16 protein-coding genes and 1 tRNA gene are annotated in these 15,698 nt (G+C 63.4%); 7 read left to right on the forward strand and 10 right to left on the reverse strand.

The window, feature by feature from the left end:
* Positions 1-268: 268 nt before the first annotated feature.
* Positions 269-442 (reverse strand): hypothetical protein, encoded by a 174-nt coding sequence (locus JMY28_RS36435; RefSeq protein ID WP_165822956.1) that lies wholly within the window; start codon positions 440-442, stop codon positions 269-271.
* Between the two features lie 132 nt (positions 443-574).
* Between JMY28_RS36435 and JMY28_RS36440 the strand changes: the two genes are divergently transcribed.
* Entirely contained in the window at positions 575-745 is a 171-nt protein-coding gene (locus JMY28_RS36440; RefSeq protein ID WP_201700730.1) for a hypothetical protein, read from the forward strand.
* Positions 746-770: 25 nt separating this feature from the next.
* On the opposite strand, the gene JMY28_RS36445 is transcribed toward JMY28_RS36440, so the two are convergent.
* The 4 genes from JMY28_RS36445 to JMY28_RS36455 all read right to left on the reverse strand — a co-directional run bounded on the left by JMY28_RS36445 (position 771) and on the right by JMY28_RS36455 (position 4,898).
* Positions 771-2,123, reverse strand: coding sequence for an MATE family efflux transporter (locus JMY28_RS36445; protein ID WP_236597204.1), 1,353 nt, complete (start codon positions 2,121-2,123; stop codon positions 771-773).
* A complete protein-coding gene (locus JMY28_RS39220) occupies positions 2,120-2,428 on the reverse strand; it encodes a DUF2288 domain-containing protein (protein ID WP_236597205.1) in 309 nt (102 codons plus the stop codon). Before JMY28_RS39220 ends, JMY28_RS36445 begins: the two co-directional genes overlap by 4 nt.
* 658 nt (positions 2,429-3,086) lie before the next feature.
* Complete coding sequence (locus tag JMY28_RS36450) at positions 3,087-3,818, reverse strand: peptidoglycan DD-metalloendopeptidase family protein (RefSeq protein ID WP_201700732.1); 732 nt, start codon at positions 3,816-3,818, stop codon at positions 3,087-3,089.
* Positions 3,819-3,983: 165 nt separating this feature from the next.
* Positions 3,984-4,898, reverse strand: coding sequence for an aldose epimerase family protein (locus JMY28_RS36455; RefSeq protein ID WP_201700733.1), 915 nt, complete (start codon positions 4,896-4,898; stop codon positions 3,984-3,986).
* Between the two features lie 495 nt (positions 4,899-5,393).
* Between JMY28_RS36455 and JMY28_RS36460 the strand changes: the two genes are divergently transcribed.
* Together JMY28_RS36460 and JMY28_RS36465 are read left to right on the forward strand one after the other, a co-directional pair.
* Positions 5,394-6,224 carry an undecaprenyl-diphosphate phosphatase gene (locus JMY28_RS36460; protein ID WP_201700734.1) on the forward strand — a complete coding sequence of 277 codons (831 nt, stop codon included), beginning with the start codon at positions 5,394-5,396 and terminating at the stop codon, positions 6,222-6,224.
* Between the two features lie 116 nt (positions 6,225-6,340).
* Positions 6,341-6,417: transfer RNA gene (locus JMY28_RS36465), tRNA-Arg, on the forward strand.
* 83 nt (positions 6,418-6,500) lie between these two features.
* Here JMY28_RS36465 and JMY28_RS36470 read toward each other — a convergent pair.
* Complete coding sequence (locus JMY28_RS36470; protein WP_201700735.1) at positions 6,501-6,986, reverse strand: PH domain-containing protein; 486 nt, start codon at positions 6,984-6,986, stop codon at positions 6,501-6,503.
* A 229-nt stretch (positions 6,987-7,215) separates the two neighbouring features.
* Positions 7,216-8,799 (reverse strand): acid phosphatase, encoded by a 1,584-nt coding sequence (locus tag JMY28_RS36475; protein ID WP_201700736.1) that lies wholly within the window; start codon positions 8,797-8,799, stop codon positions 7,216-7,218.
* A gap of 281 nt (positions 8,800-9,080) precedes the next feature.
* Here JMY28_RS36475 and JMY28_RS36480 point away from each other — a divergent pair, with 281 nt between their 5' ends.
* Positions 9,081-10,499 (forward strand): cytochrome-c peroxidase, encoded by a 1,419-nt coding sequence (locus JMY28_RS36480; protein WP_201700737.1) that lies wholly within the window; start codon positions 9,081-9,083, stop codon positions 10,497-10,499.
* Between the two features lie 21 nt (positions 10,500-10,520).
* Here JMY28_RS36480 and JMY28_RS36485 read toward each other — a convergent pair whose 3' ends face one another.
* The gene (locus tag JMY28_RS36485) at positions 10,521-10,763 is read right to left on the reverse strand and encodes a hypothetical protein (RefSeq protein WP_201700738.1); all 243 of its coding nucleotides are present in this window, start codon (positions 10,761-10,763) and stop codon (positions 10,521-10,523) included.
* 183 nt (positions 10,764-10,946) lie between these two features.
* Here JMY28_RS36485 and JMY28_RS36490 point away from each other — a divergent pair, with 183 nt between their 5' ends.
* Complete coding sequence (locus JMY28_RS36490) at positions 10,947-11,345, forward strand: hypothetical protein (protein WP_201700739.1); 399 nt, start codon at positions 10,947-10,949, stop codon at positions 11,343-11,345.
* Between the two features lie 7 nt (positions 11,346-11,352).
* A complete protein-coding gene (locus JMY28_RS36495; protein ID WP_201700740.1) occupies positions 11,353-11,802 on the forward strand; it encodes an NUDIX domain-containing protein in 450 nt (149 codons plus the stop codon).
* Positions 11,803-11,884: 82 nt separating this feature from the next.
* Here JMY28_RS36495 and JMY28_RS36500 read toward each other — a convergent pair whose 3' ends face one another.
* A complete protein-coding gene (locus JMY28_RS36500; RefSeq protein ID WP_201700741.1) occupies positions 11,885-13,603 on the reverse strand; it encodes a glutamine--tRNA ligase/YqeY domain fusion protein in 1,719 nt (572 codons plus the stop codon).
* 157 nt (positions 13,604-13,760) lie between these two features.
* Here JMY28_RS36500 and JMY28_RS36505 point away from each other — a divergent pair, with 157 nt between their 5' ends.
* Positions 13,761-14,309, forward strand: coding sequence for an RBBP9/YdeN family alpha/beta hydrolase (locus JMY28_RS36505; RefSeq protein WP_201700742.1), 549 nt, complete (start codon positions 13,761-13,763; stop codon positions 14,307-14,309).
* Between the two features lie 33 nt (positions 14,310-14,342).
* On the opposite strand, the gene JMY28_RS36510 is transcribed toward JMY28_RS36505, so the two are convergent.
* A complete protein-coding gene (locus JMY28_RS36510; RefSeq protein ID WP_201700743.1) occupies positions 14,343-15,563 on the reverse strand; it encodes a CaiB/BaiF CoA transferase family protein in 1,221 nt (406 codons plus the stop codon).
* Positions 15,564-15,698: the final 135 nt, after the last annotated feature.

Raw genomic sequence — 15,698 nt, forward strand, 5'->3', positions numbered from 1 at the left:
CCGAACAGGACCGTGAAACAACTCCACGCCGATGATAGTGCGGATTGCCCGTGTGAAAGTAGGTAATCGTCAGGCTCCTTATGCTGTAACGTCCAGAACCCCGGTCTCTCCCAACGAGAACCGGGGTTCTGGCGTTTGCGGCGGGCGTTGAGATGAAAGCGCGAGGTTGCCGCTCACGCAACGACACAGCGAAGCTCCCTCACGGCCAGCTCCACTGGCCGCGGTGAGATTCAGGCAAGGTGCGCGCCGGCGGGTGCCGGCGCTGGGTTCAGTGCCTGCGGCGAACCCGGTCGAGCACGTGATGCTCGGCCAGCCAGTGATGCATCATGCCTTCGCCGTCGTGCTCCTTCCGGTAGGCACGCGATTCGAAAATCGATAGCCCGAGCAGAACTAGCAGACCCACAGCAAGACCGATCAGACCCGCAATAGTTTCGGCATCCATGGCAGCCTCCTGTCAATTGCAGCCATGTGCGTATCTTAGAACAGTGTCGCCACGGAAAAAATAGCAAGTTCGGCTGCTTCACTATCCGCCTGGAGCGCTGATCGGATCATCATTCAGAAAGGATTTGAGGCGATGTCCCGTGTTTATCTGGCCCTTGCAGTAGCCGCTTTGCTTTCGGCATGCGCCGACAACGCAACAACCCACCGCCACGGCACTCCGCCGCAGGATCCGGCCGACTACCACGGCGTGCCGACCGACGATCGGCCGCCGATGATCATCGACAACCCACCACCCGCTCAATAAGCGCCGATGCTGGGCGCGAGCGCGCTCAGCGTAACTGCGCAGACATAGAGCCGATCGCGCCGCTGATGCGCGGCAGCAAGGGCGAGAGCGTCAGACCGCGCGCGGCCATGAAGACGAGCAGGGCGATCCACAGTCCATGATTGCCGAGCGGCCCGACCAGTGCCCAGGACGCGCACAGAAACACAGCCAGCGACACAGCCATGGCTTGCATGAGTTCGCGTGTTCGCGTGGCCCCGATGAATACGCCGTCCAGCAGAAATCCCCAGACGGAAATGAGCGGCGAAAGCGCAGCCCATGGGAGGAATGCCTGGGCGGCGGCACGCACCGCCGGCTGATTGGTTAGCTGAGCGATGATCCACGGGCCGCAGGTCCAATAAATCAGGGAAAAACCGAAGGCACCTAGCGTTGCCCAGAACAGGTTGATCTTCACGGCCTGGCGGAACGCATTGCGATTGCCTGCGCCGATCGCCGCACCGACCAGCGCCTCGGCTGCATGAGCGAACCCGTCGAGACCGTAGGCCATGAAGGTCTGGAAGTTGAGGAGCAGGGCGTTCGCCGCAAGGATCGCGTCGCCTTGCTTCGCGCCCAGATGCGCGAACCACCCAAACGAGCCCAACAGACAAAGCGTGCGCAGAAAGATATCGCGATTGATCGCGACGAGGCGCTTGAGCGCCGCGGGTTCGAGCACGGCTTGCAGCGCAAGCGGCGCGAGCCCGCGAGGACGTAGCCTCCACAGTACGCAGGCCCCAAAGACAAAACCAAGCGTATCCGCCGTTGCCGTCGCCGCACCGATGCCGGCGATGCCCCATCGCAGCCCGTACACATAGGCGAGCACGGCAACGACGTTCGCGAGATTGATAAAGATCTGCGAAAGCAGCGCAATGCGCACACGCTGCGTGCCGAGCAGAAAACCGAGTACGACATAGTTAGCCAAGGCGAACGGCGCCGAGCCGATGCGCGCGAGGCAGTAGACCCCGGCGTTGCGTTGCACCTCGACGCTGCCGCCAATGGCCGCGAGCGTGTACCGGATCAAGGGAGATTGAATCAGCAGGATCGCGGCGCCGATCGCGAGTGCTAGAAGCAGGGCGCGCACGACATTCGCACGCAATGCGGGGAGGTCGCCCGCGCCGTAGGCCTGTGCGACGAGTCCGGTGGTTCCCATGCGCAGGAAGCCGAAGCCCCAAAACACGAAGTTGAAGAACAGCCCGCCAAGCGCGACGCCGCCAAGGTCGGCCGCGCTGCCGAGGTGACCTGCCACAGCCGTGTCGACGGCGCCGAGGATGGGCTGCGTGAGATTGGCGAGGACGATGGGAAACGCGAGCGTCAGCACGCGTCGATGCCAACCTCGCTGGTCGGGCAGGGCCTCGGCGCCGCTCAAGCGCGTTCCTGCACGCACACCCACGGCGAGACGACTACCGCCCACAACTCCGGCTTGCGAGCCGCGTAATCGGCTGCGGTTTCTGTCGGCATGCGCTCGACGAGGCCTGACGACAGCCATTGCATAACGACGGCGCTGTCGTCGTTGGCAATGGCCTCGGCGACGCTTACGAGGTCGAGGTCGCGCGCCACGCTCAGCAGCTTGCCTTGAGCGAAGAAACGTTCGAGATCCTGCCAGTCGATCTTGGCGGTTTCGCCGAGCAGCCTGGCGTACGTCGAACTGGGATTGGCGTCTTCGATAGTCATGATGATTGGAAATTCGTTGCGGCCGATACTATAAACGATAGTCTGCCTGCCGACCGCTGGCCGGATGGCGAACGCCGGCTCGGCGCTATTAATCACATTAATAGTCGATATCCAGGCGTACGTCGCCAAAATGCAGACAATAAGCCACATTAAATCAGTCAAACATCTGATCTAAGCGCGCTGCGAATTGGTGTTTCAGATTTGTACACCACACCGAATAAATGCGCCGTTGCGTGCGCTCGCCCACTAAAGCCGGTTGCCTCAAAAATGCGAAAAGCGTCGTGCTTTAAACCGGCGATTCGGGCTCGCAAAAAGCCCTCGAAAAAACAATCTACGTGAGCTTGAACGGTCCGTCCAGCAAGCCTTTGCGCCATTCGACGACTTGTCGCTGTGTGTCATTGAAGCACGCGATTTCATGCGCAGGAGCAGTTGATTCGGCATCCTCATTCGTTGCTGAAAAGTGATGCGACACATAATCCGTGCGGCGTAGCACATTTTCGGGCTAATTAAGTGATTGCGCCGCAGGAAGCCCGTTGATAGATTGCGATTCGGCGCATGGTAAACCGGTCCTTTGCCGATATGCGCCAAACCCCCGTTAGCCCGGCGCCATGCCGGGCTTTTTTTTGTTCATTTGATTGGCTGGTCGCAACGGCCTGTCTCAGCGCGCGGGGAGTTGTCGCGTTGGATCGATCGAGCGTCCCTGGTATCGCAGTTCGAAATGCAGCATCACGCGATCGTTGTCGCTGCTGCCCATTTCCGCGATCTTTTGCCCTTGCGCGACGCTTTGACCTTCCTTCACGAACAAGGCCTGATTGTGCGCATAGGCTGTCAGGTAATCGCCGTTGTGCTTGATGATCAGCAAGTTACCGTAGCCACGCAGACCATTGCCGGCATAGACCACGGTGCCGGGCGCGGCGGCGACGATCGGCGTGCCGGCCGCATTGGCGATGTCGATGCCCTTCGAATTGCGGCCATCAAAGCCGCGGATGACCTGTCCGCTAGTCGGCCAGACAAGCGAAATAGAAGGCGCGGCCGCTGCCGACGGCGCGGATGACTCCGCAGATGACGGCGCTGATGAACTGTCGGAAGCGTTGGCGCTCTCGCGCGGGGCAGTTGCGGCGCTACGCGGCGCGCCACTGGTGCGGGCGCTCGCTGTACCGGCGGGCGGCTCCACGCGTAGCACCTGGCCGACTTCGATGGCGTCGGGGTTCGACAGATTGTTCCAGCGCACGATGTTCTGCACGGACTGGCGACTGCTGCGCGCGATCTTGTACACGGTGTCGCCGCGTTCCACGCGGTAAAAGCCGGGGCCGACCGGAGCCGATCCGCAAGCAGCGACCAACGCAACAAGCGCCGCACATGCAATCCGTCTGATTCCTGGTGCCAACATTGAACCTCGCATAACCTTGCCTCGACGGACCACGGTCCGCCGCGCCGGCAAAACGCCCGATTTTAGCGGGTTTGCCAACACAACTGGGGTTTTGCCTGACGAATGACTGACGAAAGCGGCAGCGCCCCTACCCGTGCCGGCCCCATACGGGGCCGGCAGGCGCGATTAGCCGCCGAGCGTCTCGACGCCGATGCGCAACGTCGCCGTCTCCGTTTGACCCGGCGCGAGCCAGCGCAGGCCGAGCCCGTTGTGGATAGCGTCGGGCAGACCAAGCCAGGGTTCGACGCAGTAGAAGTCGGAATCGGCGGCTTCCGTCCACGTCGTCACGGCGTACCAGGGCAGCGAGCCGGGCCGGTTCAGATCGATGGTCACCGCGCGGCCGAGTCCCGGCGTAACGAGGCGCACCGGCGTGGCGGGAGGCGTCGGCTCGAGCACGTGGAAGCGGTCGATGATGCTTGCGTCGTCGAGCCTGTATTGGGCCTTGCCGGGCTCGGGCGCGCTGATCGAACCGTCCGCGAGTTGATGACGGCGCTGGGCTGCCGGCAAGTCGAGTGTCGTCTGCGCGCGCTGGGCATGCGGCAAGGCGAAATAGAAATGATGGCCCGCGTACCAGGGAAGCCGCTGCGCGCCGGTATTGGTCGCGGTGAGCGTTACGTCGAGCGCATGCGCGTCGGCCAGACGGTAGGCCGCTTCGAAGCGAAAGGCGAACGGGTAGCCGGTGCGCGTTGCATCCGAGTCGACGAGCGTCATCTTCAGGCCGTGCCCATCGTCGTCGATTTGCGCGGCGAACGGCAGGTCGCGCGCGAAGCCGTGCATCGGTAGATCGCGAACCACGCCTTGGGCGTCGCGCCAGCGGCCGATCTGGCCGTCCACGCGATGGCGGCCGAGGAAGGGGAAAAGCAGCGGATTGCCGCCCCGAACGCGTGCCGGCTCGGCCCAATTTGCGTTCTCCGGCCACACGATGACCGGGCGGCCTTCGATATGCCACGAGAGCAAACGGCCACCGGCCCACGGCGCAAAACGCAGCGTCGACGCACCGCGGGTGAGGGTGAGGATGTCCTGTTCTGGATGAGCGTTCATAGGCCGGCCTGGAGTGGGTGGAAGGAGGGCGGCACGTATGCGCCGGGCAGGCGGATTTTGCGCCGCTTTCTCATGCGTGAAAACCCTCGTCGGGAAAGCGTGGGTGTCGTTGCAGGATGAGAGTCAGCATAATCCGCATGATCGTGCGCTAGCGCACAGAGCATTTTCGCAGGAGACCTCCCCATGGACCTCGCAATGACAATGAGCATGGCTCTGTTCAGCCTCTTTGTCGGCAGCAGCGCGTATTTCTTCTACAAGATGGCGCGCTAATCGCGCCGCGTTCCGTCCCTCCTCATTTGGCTCCCGCGGCACGACACGCGCGTTCGCGCCAGGATCCGTGCATTCGCAGCCAATTTTGTTGCGACGCAGTAACTTTTCTGACAAATCCGTCTCCAGGCTTGGCGCTGCAATTCGGCCCAGGCATAATCGGTGCGCTTTGCCGCACCGGCTCCGCAGCGGTCCGGCCCCTTACACCATCATTACGAGGATCCGCGCGTGAGTCTCTGGTTTCTATTCTTCCTGAGCGTGTTGCAAGGCGTCACCGAACTGTTTCCCGTGAGCAGTCTCGGCCATACGCTGCTCGTGCCCGCGCTGTTCGGTATGCACATCGACAAGCACGCGCCGCAGTTGCTGCCGTTCCTCGTCGCATTGCATCTAGGAACCGCAGTCGCTCTCCTCTGGTATTTCCGTGAGCGCTGGGTCGCGTTGATCAGTGGCTTCTTCAACTCGCTGGCCGGCCGCAAGAACGACGATGGTCACATGATGTGGGCGCTCATCATCGGGACGATTCCGACGGGTATTGTTGGCCTCGTGCTCGAAAAACGCATCGAAGCCATCTTTCACGATCTGCGCATTGTCGCGGCCGCGTTGATGGTCAATGGCGTGCTGCTGTGGTTCGGCGATCGCCTCCAGCGTGCGCGCGCGCATCGTCCGCCCGAGAAGCTCACGTTCCGCCAGGCATTTCTCGTCGGCCTCGCGCAGATCGGCGCACTCATTCCCGGCTTTTCGCGCAGCGGCCTCACGATGATCGCCGGCAACGCGGCAGGCCTCACGGCCGAAAAGGCTGCGGAGTTTTCGTTCCTGCTCGGTACGCCGATCATCTTTGCGGCTGGCGTGCTCGAGCTGCCGAAGCTCTTTCACGCGCGAGATCAGCTGATGACTGCGGTCGTCGGCGGTGTGCTCACAGGCATCGCGGCCTGGCTGAGCGTGAAGTTTCTGATGAAATATTTCGAGGGACGCGGGCGCCTCGCATCGTTCGGCGCGTATTGCCTGATCGCGGGCGCGATCTTCCTTGCTTGGTTTGCGCTGCATCAGCAGCCGGTTTGAATCTGCCGCGAAGGCCCTTGGCAAGCGTGACGAGCGAGGCGCGACCGCGTGGGACGATCGCGGTATAATCCAGCCCCGTCTTCGCGAGGCCCGCTTGCGGTCTTGCGTACGTTCACGCGACAGTAGCTCAGCTGGATAGAGCATCGGCCTTCTAAGCCGAGGGTCGGGGGTTCGAGCCCCTCCTGTCGCGCCAGATCAAATAAACAGAAAGCCCGGCATTCACTGCCGGGCTTTTTGCTTTTTCACGCACCACGCATCCAGGCCGAATCAAAACTCTCACGCCACGAGCCGCAACGGCACTCGCTCCTCGGCCACCTGCGCGAGAAACACCATACGGCGAAACTCGTGCGGATTTGCGATGCCGGGAATCGGTGTCGCGATGAGGCCCCCGCTGCCAATGACGAGCGAACCATAGTCGAATATCCGGCCAATCAGGCTTTGCTCGACCCGCACGCTCTCGATCTTCGCGAGCGTCAACTCCACCGTGTGCCGACGCAGCGCGCCGAACTTCGCCACCACGCGCTTATTGGTCACGGCGAATTCCGTCGTCCACCAGGCGAGAAGCGAGGCGCCGAACAGGCCCAGCCCTGCGACGAAAAACCCCACCGCGGCGAGCGGCGACGTTCCCATGGTGCCGATGAGCACGCCCCAAACCATGAGCAAAAGGCTCAGTGTGATACGCGGACCCATCGCCCAGAAGCAGGGGTGTCCCCCGCAGACGATCCTCTCGCCTGGCAGGAGAGCCGATTCGACGTATTTCACAATGACCTCCGTCAAGATTTTCGCAGTAATTAATCTGTAAGGTAGTGCATCTCGCAGAGTAGGATCCGTGGTCAAACGTCGCGGCTCAGGGCCCGGCTGGCGCATGGGGCGCGCATGTGGCGTATAGGGAGCGACGAATCCCCGGCGCAATAAAAAAGGCAGCCCGAGGGCTGCCCGTCAAACCGGATGATCAACATCCGGTGATCGATGGTCCGATGGTTCTGCGCGCTTAGAGCTTGACGTCGAGTGCGTTGGTCAGATCGCCCATCGGCTGGGCGCCGTTGCTCTTGAGCGCGGCGTCGCGGTTGGCAAGTCCCGGCAGCGTGGGCAGCGAGAAGCGACGCGTGATGAGGCGCAGGATCGAGGTCGTGTCGTACTGCGTGTGGTCGACGTAACCCTTCTTCGCATACGGCGAGATGATGAGCGCCGGAATGCGCGAGCCCGGACCCCAACGGTCGCCCTTGGGCGGCGCAACGTGATCCCAGAAACCGCCGTTTTCGTCGTAGGTGACGACCACGACCATGTTGTTCCACTGCGGGCTCTTCTGCAGATGCGCGATGACGTCGGCAATGTGCTGGTCGCCACTCGTCACGTCCGTGTAGCCCGCGTGCTCGTTCAGGTTGCCCTGCGGCTTGTAGAACGACACTGCCGGCAGCGTGCCTGCGTCGATCGACTTGATGAATTCCGTGCCGTCCATGCCACCGTCGAGCAGGTGCTTCGCGCGCGCGTCGGTGCCCGGCGCGTAGTTCGCGAAGTAGTTGAACGGCTGATGGTGCGGCTGGAAGTTCGGCGCCGTCATGTTCGCGCCATAGATCACACCCGAGGTGCTGTTCTGCGCTGCGCTCACGGCCGCACCCCACGCGCCGCCGTACCACGCCCACGTCACGCCCGCGTTCGAAAGCAGGTCGCCAATGTTCTGCGCCGTTTGCGCGGGCATCGTGGAGGCGTTCGACGGGTCGGCCAGGTTCGCGTCGCCGCCCGAAGCCGATGCGTTGCCGCTCGGCTGATACGGCGGCTGCATCGTGTTGACCGCGTAAAAGTCCGGCGTCAGATTGCCCGATTTCACGAACTTCGGAATGCCATCGAGTGCCGACTTCGGCGAGTTCGACGCGAGCGTGAGCGAGACGCCGTCGGCGTCCACGGCTGAAATCGTCGGCTTGGCAGGGTTCGTGTCCGCGTTCGCGTAGTACGGCGTGCACGCGCAGACCAGCCACTGGTGGTTCAGGAATGAGCCGCCGAACGCGCCCATGAAGAAGTTGTCGGCGAGCGTGTATTGCTGGGCGATCTTCCAGAGCGGCAGCTTTTCGGCGCTCGTCGTGTAGTGCCCCATCACGAGACCGCCGGAGTCGCCATAGGCCGCGAACATGTCGTTCTTGCCGCCGTGGATCTGCATCTGGTTCTCGTAGAAGCGGTGATACAGGTCGCGCGTCGTGACCGAGAGCGGCACGTTGTAGCCCTTCGCGTCGTCGAGGGCGAACGGCGCATTCGGCATGTTCTCGGTCATCGCCGCGGTCACCGCGGGCGTGACGCCCGTTTGCGTGAGACCGTTCCAGACGGTCGGCAGCGTAGCGAGCACGGAGCCGTCGCGATCGAGCTGCTGCGTGCTTTGCGCGCTCACGTTCTGCAGGCCGTTGGCGCCCGGGAAGCTGCCGTACAGGTTGTCGAAGCTGCGGTTTTCCGCGTAGATCACGACGATGTTCTTCACCGACGAAAGGCCCGGCTTGCTGCTGTCGTTACCGCCGCAAGCTGCGATGGCCAGGGTCGCCGCCGCTATCGCGATCGGCGTGGCATAGAACCATTTTCTGTTGATCATTTTTCTCTCTCTCGCGTTGGGGGCCCGCATGGAGGCCGGCGCGAATGACACCGGCCTTCGGGCGAGGCGCAGTGTCGCAACGGAATTTGACAGCAATATGTAAATAATTGCGTTTAGCTTTTTCATACCCTTTGATTGCATGACATCTGTCTTACTGCACGTCATTTGAGCGTCACATCCCTGACATACGATTTCGCGACTTCGGTGTGCGGGTGAGCGCATCGGCATTCGCACGACAGCGGCGCCACGCGCGCGTCGCGCTCAAGCTTCGGGGACCAGGCATGTTGCGTAGATTGGCGCGTCGTTCGGCGCGAACACAAAGTGAGACGCGGGCTCGATCGCACGGCGGCGCACGCCGCCCAGCGGGGCTTTTCGTGATGGCGGCGGTGCTGTCGTCGCTGCTGATGGCGTGCGACGGCAGCACGTCTGGTTTGGCCAATACCGATGCAACGACAGGCGCATCGGGCAGCGCCTCGCGTGCGCAAGACGCCAATGCGAACGCGCGAGCCGCACAGGGCGTGAAGCTGATGAAGATCGCCGCACCCGCGCAAGGCGGACAGACGCGTGCGGAGGTTTACGCTCAGGTGCGCCGCATGACAGTGCTTGGGAAGCAGATGTTCTTCGACGCGTCGCTCTCGGGCTCGGGCAAGATGGCCTGTGCGTCGTGCCACAGTCCCGACCATGCGTTCACGCCGACCAACGCGCTCGACGTGCAGATCGGCGGCGTGGACATGCAACGTCCTGGCATGCGCGCCGTGCCGACGCTCAAGTATCTGCAGGCAGTGCCGGCGTTCGCCGAGCACTATCACGACTCCGACGACGAAGGCGATGAAAGTGTCGATGCGGGCCCGACCGGCGGGCTCACCTGGGACGGCCGCGTCGATCGCGGCTCGGACCAGGCGCGCATTCCGTTGCTCTCGACGTTCGAGATGGCGAGTTCGCCGAAGAAGGTGGCCGAGGCCGTGCGGGCGGCGCCTTACGCACAGGCATTTCGAGAGGCATTCGGCGCGAGCGTCCTGGCTGACGACGACGCGACTTTCAGGGCCGTGCTGAAGTCACTGGAGACATTCGAGCAGTCGCCCGAGGTGTTTTATCCGTACACGAGCAAGTACGACGCGTACCTGGGCGGCAAGGCTACGCTCAGCGCCGCCGAGCTGCGCGGGCTGCAACTCTTCAACGACGAGAAGAAGGGCAATTGCGCGAGCTGCCATATCAGCCAGCGTGCGAAGGACGGCTCGCCTCCGCAATTCAGCGACTTCGGTCTGATCGCTGTGGGCGTGCCGCGCAACCGTGCGCTTGCCGTGAATCACGACCGAAGGTTTTTTGATCTGGGTGCATGCGGCCCGGAACGAACGGACCTCGATCACCGCGCGGAATTTTGCGGGCTCTTCCGCACGCCGACGCTGCGTAACGTCGCGCTCAAGAAGTCGTTCTTCCACAACGGCATCTATCACTCGCTGGAAGACGTGCTGCGTTTCTATGCGCGGCGCGATACGAATCCGGAGGAGTTCTATCCGGTGGTGAAGGGCAGGGTGCAGAAGTTCGACGATTTGCCGCGCCGCTACTGGGTGAATCTCAACACGGACCCGCCGTTCGATCGCAAGCCGGGCGACGCACCGGTGTTCAGCAACGCCGAAATCAAGGACGTGATCGCGTTTCTCGACACACTCACCGACGGCTGGCAGCCACGGGCGCGCTGAATGTGGACTGAGCGCGCTGCGTCAGATGCCTGCGACCAGCAGGCAGGCGCCGGTGAGCACGAGGAAGGAGACGAGCAACGCGACCGTGCCGATGCGCACAGCAGTGTCCGGCCAGCGCAGCGCGCGCTCGGGGCGCAGTGTCAGGTTCGGGCCGGGCGCCTGCGTTTGCGGCGCGTGAGTGTAGTGCGCGACGAAGGACATCAGGCCGATGCAGATAAGGGCCAGCAGGACCGCAAAGACCCGTAGTGCAATGGTGTAGGTCATGTCAGATATTCCTGATTGGGTGTAAGAGGGCGACGGACCCATCGTAGTGATCGACACCATCCCTCACCATCAGATCAGTCCGAAAACGAACCGGCCGCGTGCGCGGCCTTGCTGGGCGAGCCGAAAAAAGGGCGCGTGTTATGCTTTTCGCCGATTCGTTCAGTCCGTCGAGGAGAACACGAAATGTCGAGAATGCCCCGAACCCTGCACACGCTGAGCGCCCTGGGCGCGGCGCTCTTTGTCACGATTGGCATGGGCAGCGCGCATGCCGCCAATCTGGGTTTTCTGAACAACACGCCCATGTCGTTCATGAATCAGGAGGACTACAACTCGCTCCAGAACGCCGTGCGCGACGCCGTCGAGCACAAGGCCGATGGCGAGAGCACGACATGGTCGAACGAAGGCTCGCGCAATGGCACGCGCATTAACTCGACCATCACGACGTCGAATACGCAAAAGGAAGGCGACAAGACGTGCCGCGACACGGAGGTCGTTATCAACGCGAAGGGCCAGTCGATGACGCTGCGTCCGCACTTCTGCCGCACGGGCCAGGGCGCGTGGGTGTTCCAGAAGCAGCACTGAGCGCGCGGTGAACGGCAAGATCGTTTCGTGCGGCATCGTGCTGCTCGATCCTGAAGGCCGCGTGCTGCTCGCGCACGCAACCGGCACGAATCACTGGGACATTCCGAAGGGGCAGGGGGAGCCCGGCGAGACCGAATCGCAGAGCGCGCGCCGCGAGATGGTCGAGGAGACCGGCATCGAAGTCGCGCAATCGCGGCTCGTCGATCTTGGACGCTATGTGTACCGGCGCGACAAGGATCTGCATCTCTTTGCCGCGCGCGCAAGTGCCGATGAACTCGACCTCTCGCGTTGCGTTTGCGTGTCGCTCTTTCCGCGCCGCGAGGACGGCGTGATGATTCCGGAAATGGATGCCTGGCGCTGGACCCTACCCGGCGAAGTGGAGGGCTACGCGAGCCGCAGTCTCGCGCGGCTGTTTAACACGTCGCTCTCGCTCGTGGAATTGCACCGCGGACTTTAGGCCGTTCTCGCTAGCCGCTGGCGAAATTAAAAAAGCCCGCACGAATCCGTGCGGGCTTTTTGCTTGCTGGCGGGCGCGGACCTTACTTGCCCCAGCTGTCGCGCAAACCGACGATGCGGTTGAACACCGGCGCACCCGGCTTCGAATCGTAGCGGTCGGCGACGAAGTAGCCATGGCGCTCGAACTGATAGCGGTCTTCGGGCGCGGCATTGCGTGCGCCCGGTTCCAGATACGCTTGCACCACGCGCATCGAGTCCGGATTGAGCGCTTCGAGGAAGTCGCGGCCACCCGCGTCGGGCTGCTCTTCGCGGAACAGGCGATCGTAGAGGCGCACTTCGGCAGGCACGGCGTTGTCGGCGCTGACCCAGTGGATCGTGCCCTTGACCTTGTAGTTGCTCGCGCCTTCGGTGCCCGATTTGCTGTCTGGGAAATAGTTGCAATGCACGGCAATGATGTTGCCGTCGGCGTCCTTCTCTGCGCCCGTGCATTCGACGACGAAGCCGTACTTCAGCCGCACCTTGTTACCCGGGAACAGGCGGAAATAGCCCTTCGGCGGCGTTTCCTGGAAGTCCTCGCGCTCGATCCACAGCTCGCGTGAAAACGTGAACGCGCGATTGCCGCGTTCCGGATGATGCGGATGCACTGGCGCGCTGCATGCCTCGGACTGGCCTTCAGGGTAGTTGTCGATCACGAGCTTGAGCGGATCGAGCACGGCGGTCGCACGCGGGGCCTTGTCGTCGAGATCGTCGCGCAGCGCGCCTTCGAACACGCTCATGTCGATCCACGAATCGACCTTCGTCACGCCGATGCGCTCGCAGAAGAGCTGGATACTCTCGGGCGTGAAGCCACGGCGGCGCACGCCGACGATGGTAGGCATGCGCGGGTCGTCCCAGCCTTCCACGTGGCCTTCGGTCACGAGCTGGAGCAGCTTGCGCTTGCTCGTGATGGCGTACGTGAGGTTCAGACGCGAAAACTCGATTTGCTGCGGCAGCGGGCGCGTGAACACGCCGGCGTCGGCCAGTTCATTGAGCACCCAGTCATACAGTGGGCGATGATCTTCGAACTCGAGCGTGCACAGCGAATGCGTGATGTTTTCCAGCGCGTCCGAGATGCAGTGCGTGTAGTCGTACATCGGATACACGCACCACTTGTCGCCGGTGCGGTAGTGATGCGCGAAGCGGATGCGGTAGATGACCGGATCGCGCATGTTGAAGTTCGGCGACGCCATGTCGATCTTCGCGCGCAGCACATGCGCGCCTTCCTCGAATTCGCCCGCCTTCATGCGGCGGAACAGGTCGAGGTTTTCGTCGACGGAGCGATCGCGGAACGGCGAGTTCTTGCCGGCTTCCGTGGCCGAGCCGCGGTTCGCGCGCATCTCTTCCGGCGACTGGCTATCGACGTAGGCTTTGCCGCGCTGGATCAGCAGCTCGGCGAACTCGTAGAGCTTGTCGTAGTAGTCGCTCGCGTAGAAGAGGTACTCCTTGTCGTCCTTCTTCCACTCGAAGCCGAGCCACTCGACGGCGTCGATGATCGAGTTGACGTACTCGACGTCTTCCTTCTCCGGGTTCGTGTCGTCGAAGCGCAGGTGACACACGCCGTCATAGCGCTTCGCCACGCCGAAGTTCAGGCAGATGCTCTTCGCGTGGCCGATGTGCAAATAGCCATTCGGCTCCGGCGGGAAGCGCGTTTCGACGCGTTGCGCCCACTTGCCCGACTGGTTGTCGTCGTCGATGATGTTGCGGATGAAATTGGATGCCGCAGGCGCGTCCGTGCGGTCGGCGTCTTTACGTTCGGTATTCATGCGAAAAGGGAGTCGTTCGAGGGCGCCCGTCAAAAGGATAAAAGCGCGTAACTGGGCACCCGATGGTGTCTTCCATTCTACCTGACGCGACCCGCCGTGCCAGTCCCGGTGCCGGATCGTCGCGCGGATCACAACAACCGAGGGGAAAAACGTGACGATGAGCGAAACACCTGTGCTGGTGCTGCCGGGCTATATGGATTCGGGGCCGGGGCACTGGCAGACGCGCTGGGAGGCCGCGCACGCGGGCTTCACACGGGTGCAGATGCCTGACTGGATGCACCCGGACTGCGAGGCTTGGTGCGCGACGCTGGAGGCCGCCGTGCAACGCGCGCCTGCAGGCGTGCGCCTCGCCGCCCACAGCCTTGGCTGCCTGACCGTGGCGCATTGGGCTGCGCATCACGCGAGCGCCGCGACCCGCGCGAAGGTGGCCGGCGCGCTGCTGGTGGCGCTACCCGATCCGCACGGTCCCGAATTTCCGCGCGACGCGCGGGGCTTCGATCCGGTGCCGCTGGCGGCGCTGCCGTTTGCGAGCGTCGTGGTCGCCAGCAGCGACGATCCCTATGGCGGCGTGGCGTTTTCCAGGCACTGCGCGCAGGCGTGGGGCAGCCGTTGGATCGACATCGGCGCGCGCGGGCATATCAATGCCCAAAGCGGGCTCGATGACTGGCCGCAGGGGCTGGCGTGGCTGATGTCGGCGGGGAAGTAGGGCGGCCATGCGCAGCCGCCCCGGGCGTGGCGGTCACACCACGCCCTTGCCCCGCAACGCCGCCACCTGCTCATCGCCGTAGCCAAGCACCTCGCGCAGGACCGCATCGGTATGCTCGCCGAGCGTGGGCGGATGGCTCGCCACGCGCGGCGGCGTCTCGCTCATGCGGATAGGGTTGCCCACGAGCCGCGCCATGCCTCCCGAAGGATGAGGCACATCGACCTGCAGCCCGCGCGCGATCACCTGCTCGTTCTCGAACACCTCCGCGAGGTTGTTGATCGGCCCGCACGGCACGCCGGCGGCTTCGAGCGCGCTGATCCAGTCGGCTTTCGTGCGCGCGCGGATCAACCCGGCGACGATCGGCACGAGCGTGTCACGGTGGCGCACGCGCGCCGGATTGGTCGCGAAGCGCTCGTCGTCGGCAAGCGCGGGCTGGCCCGCCACCTCGACGAACTTGCGGAACTGCCCGTCGTTGCCCACCGCGAGGATGATCCAGCTGTCGCTCGTCTGGAACGCCTGATAGGGCACGATGTTGGGATGCGCATTGCCCCAGCGCGCAGGCGGATTGCCACTTGCCAGGTAGTTCGAGTTCATGTTCGCGAGCATGGCCACCTGCACGTCGAGCAACGCCATGTCGATGTACTGGCCAACGCCCGTGCGGTCGCGGTGCGCGAGCGCGGTGAGCACGGCGATGGTCGAATACATGCCGGTCATCAGGTCGGCGATCGCGACGCCCGCCTTTTGCGGGCCGCCGCCCGGCAGCGCGTCGCGCTCGCCGGTAATGCTCATGAAACCGCCCATGCCCTGCACGATGAAGTCGTAGCCCGCGCGCGAGGCGTAGGGTCCCGTCTGGCCGAATCCGGTGACCGAGCAGTAGATGAGGTCGGGCTTCACCTCACGCAGCGACGCGTAGTCGAGCCCGTATTTCTTCAACTGGCCCGCCTTGTAGTTCTCCAGCACGACATCGCTTTGCGCAGCCAGCTCGCGCACGATGCGCTGCCCCTCGGACGTGGCGATGTCCACCGTCACCGAGCGCTTGTTACGGTTCGCGGCGAGGTAATAGGCAGCCTCGGCGGTATCCGCGCCATCGGGCGTCTTCAGGTACGGAGGCCCCCAGTGGCGCGTGTCGTCGCCGGCGCCGGGGCGCTCCACCTTGATCACGTCGGCGCCGAAGTCGGCGAGGGTCTGTGCGCACCACGGTCCGGCGAGGACGCGGGTGAGATCGAGTACGCGGATATGGCTAAGAGCGCCCATGCTGTGTCTTCCAATGTCGTTCTAAGGCGGGCCGCGTGCGCACGTCGCGCGCTGGCCGATGCCGCCCATAGTAAGCGAAAAGGCGCGACACGCGTCAATATTCGGTACAAGGTTCCGCACTGCGGAACATGGTCG

This window comes from Paraburkholderia hiiakae, from assembly GCF_904848665.1.
Classification (GTDB): Bacteria; Pseudomonadota; Gammaproteobacteria; order Burkholderiales; family Burkholderiaceae; genus Paraburkholderia; species Paraburkholderia hiiakae.

Coding starts and splice junctions, on each gene's coding strand:
- JMY28_RS36435 (WP_165822956.1), bottom strand. CDS start 442: ATGGATGCCGAAACTATTGCGGGTCTGATCGGTCTTGCTGTGGGTCTG.
- JMY28_RS36440 (WP_201700730.1), top strand. CDS start 575: ATGTCCCGTGTTTATCTGGCCCTTGCAGTAGCCGCTTTGCTTTCGGCA.
- JMY28_RS39220 (WP_236597205.1), bottom strand. CDS start 2,428: ATGACTATCGAAGACGCCAATCCCAGTTCGACGTACGCCAGGCTGCTC.
- JMY28_RS36450 (WP_201700732.1), bottom strand. CDS start 3,818: ATGTTGGCACCAGGAATCAGACGGATTGCATGTGCGGCGCTTGTTGCG.
- JMY28_RS36455 (WP_201700733.1), bottom strand. CDS start 4,898: ATGAACGCTCATCCAGAACAGGACATCCTCACCCTCACCCGCGGTGCG.
- JMY28_RS36475 (WP_201700736.1), bottom strand. CDS start 8,799: ATGATCAACAGAAAATGGTTCTATGCCACGCCGATCGCGATAGCGGCG.
- JMY28_RS36480 (WP_201700737.1), top strand. CDS start 9,081: ATGTTGCGTAGATTGGCGCGTCGTTCGGCGCGAACACAAAGTGAGACG.
- JMY28_RS36485 (WP_201700738.1), bottom strand. CDS start 10,763: ATGACCTACACCATTGCACTACGGGTCTTTGCGGTCCTGCTGGCCCTT.
- JMY28_RS36490 (WP_201700739.1), top strand. CDS start 10,947: ATGTCGAGAATGCCCCGAACCCTGCACACGCTGAGCGCCCTGGGCGCG.
- JMY28_RS36500 (WP_201700741.1), bottom strand. CDS start 13,603: ATGAATACCGAACGTAAAGACGCCGACCGCACGGACGCGCCTGCGGCA.
- JMY28_RS36505 (WP_201700742.1), top strand. CDS start 13,761: ATGAGCGAAACACCTGTGCTGGTGCTGCCGGGCTATATGGATTCGGGG.
- JMY28_RS36510 (WP_201700743.1), bottom strand. CDS start 15,563: ATGGGCGCTCTTAGCCATATCCGCGTACTCGATCTCACCCGCGTCCTC.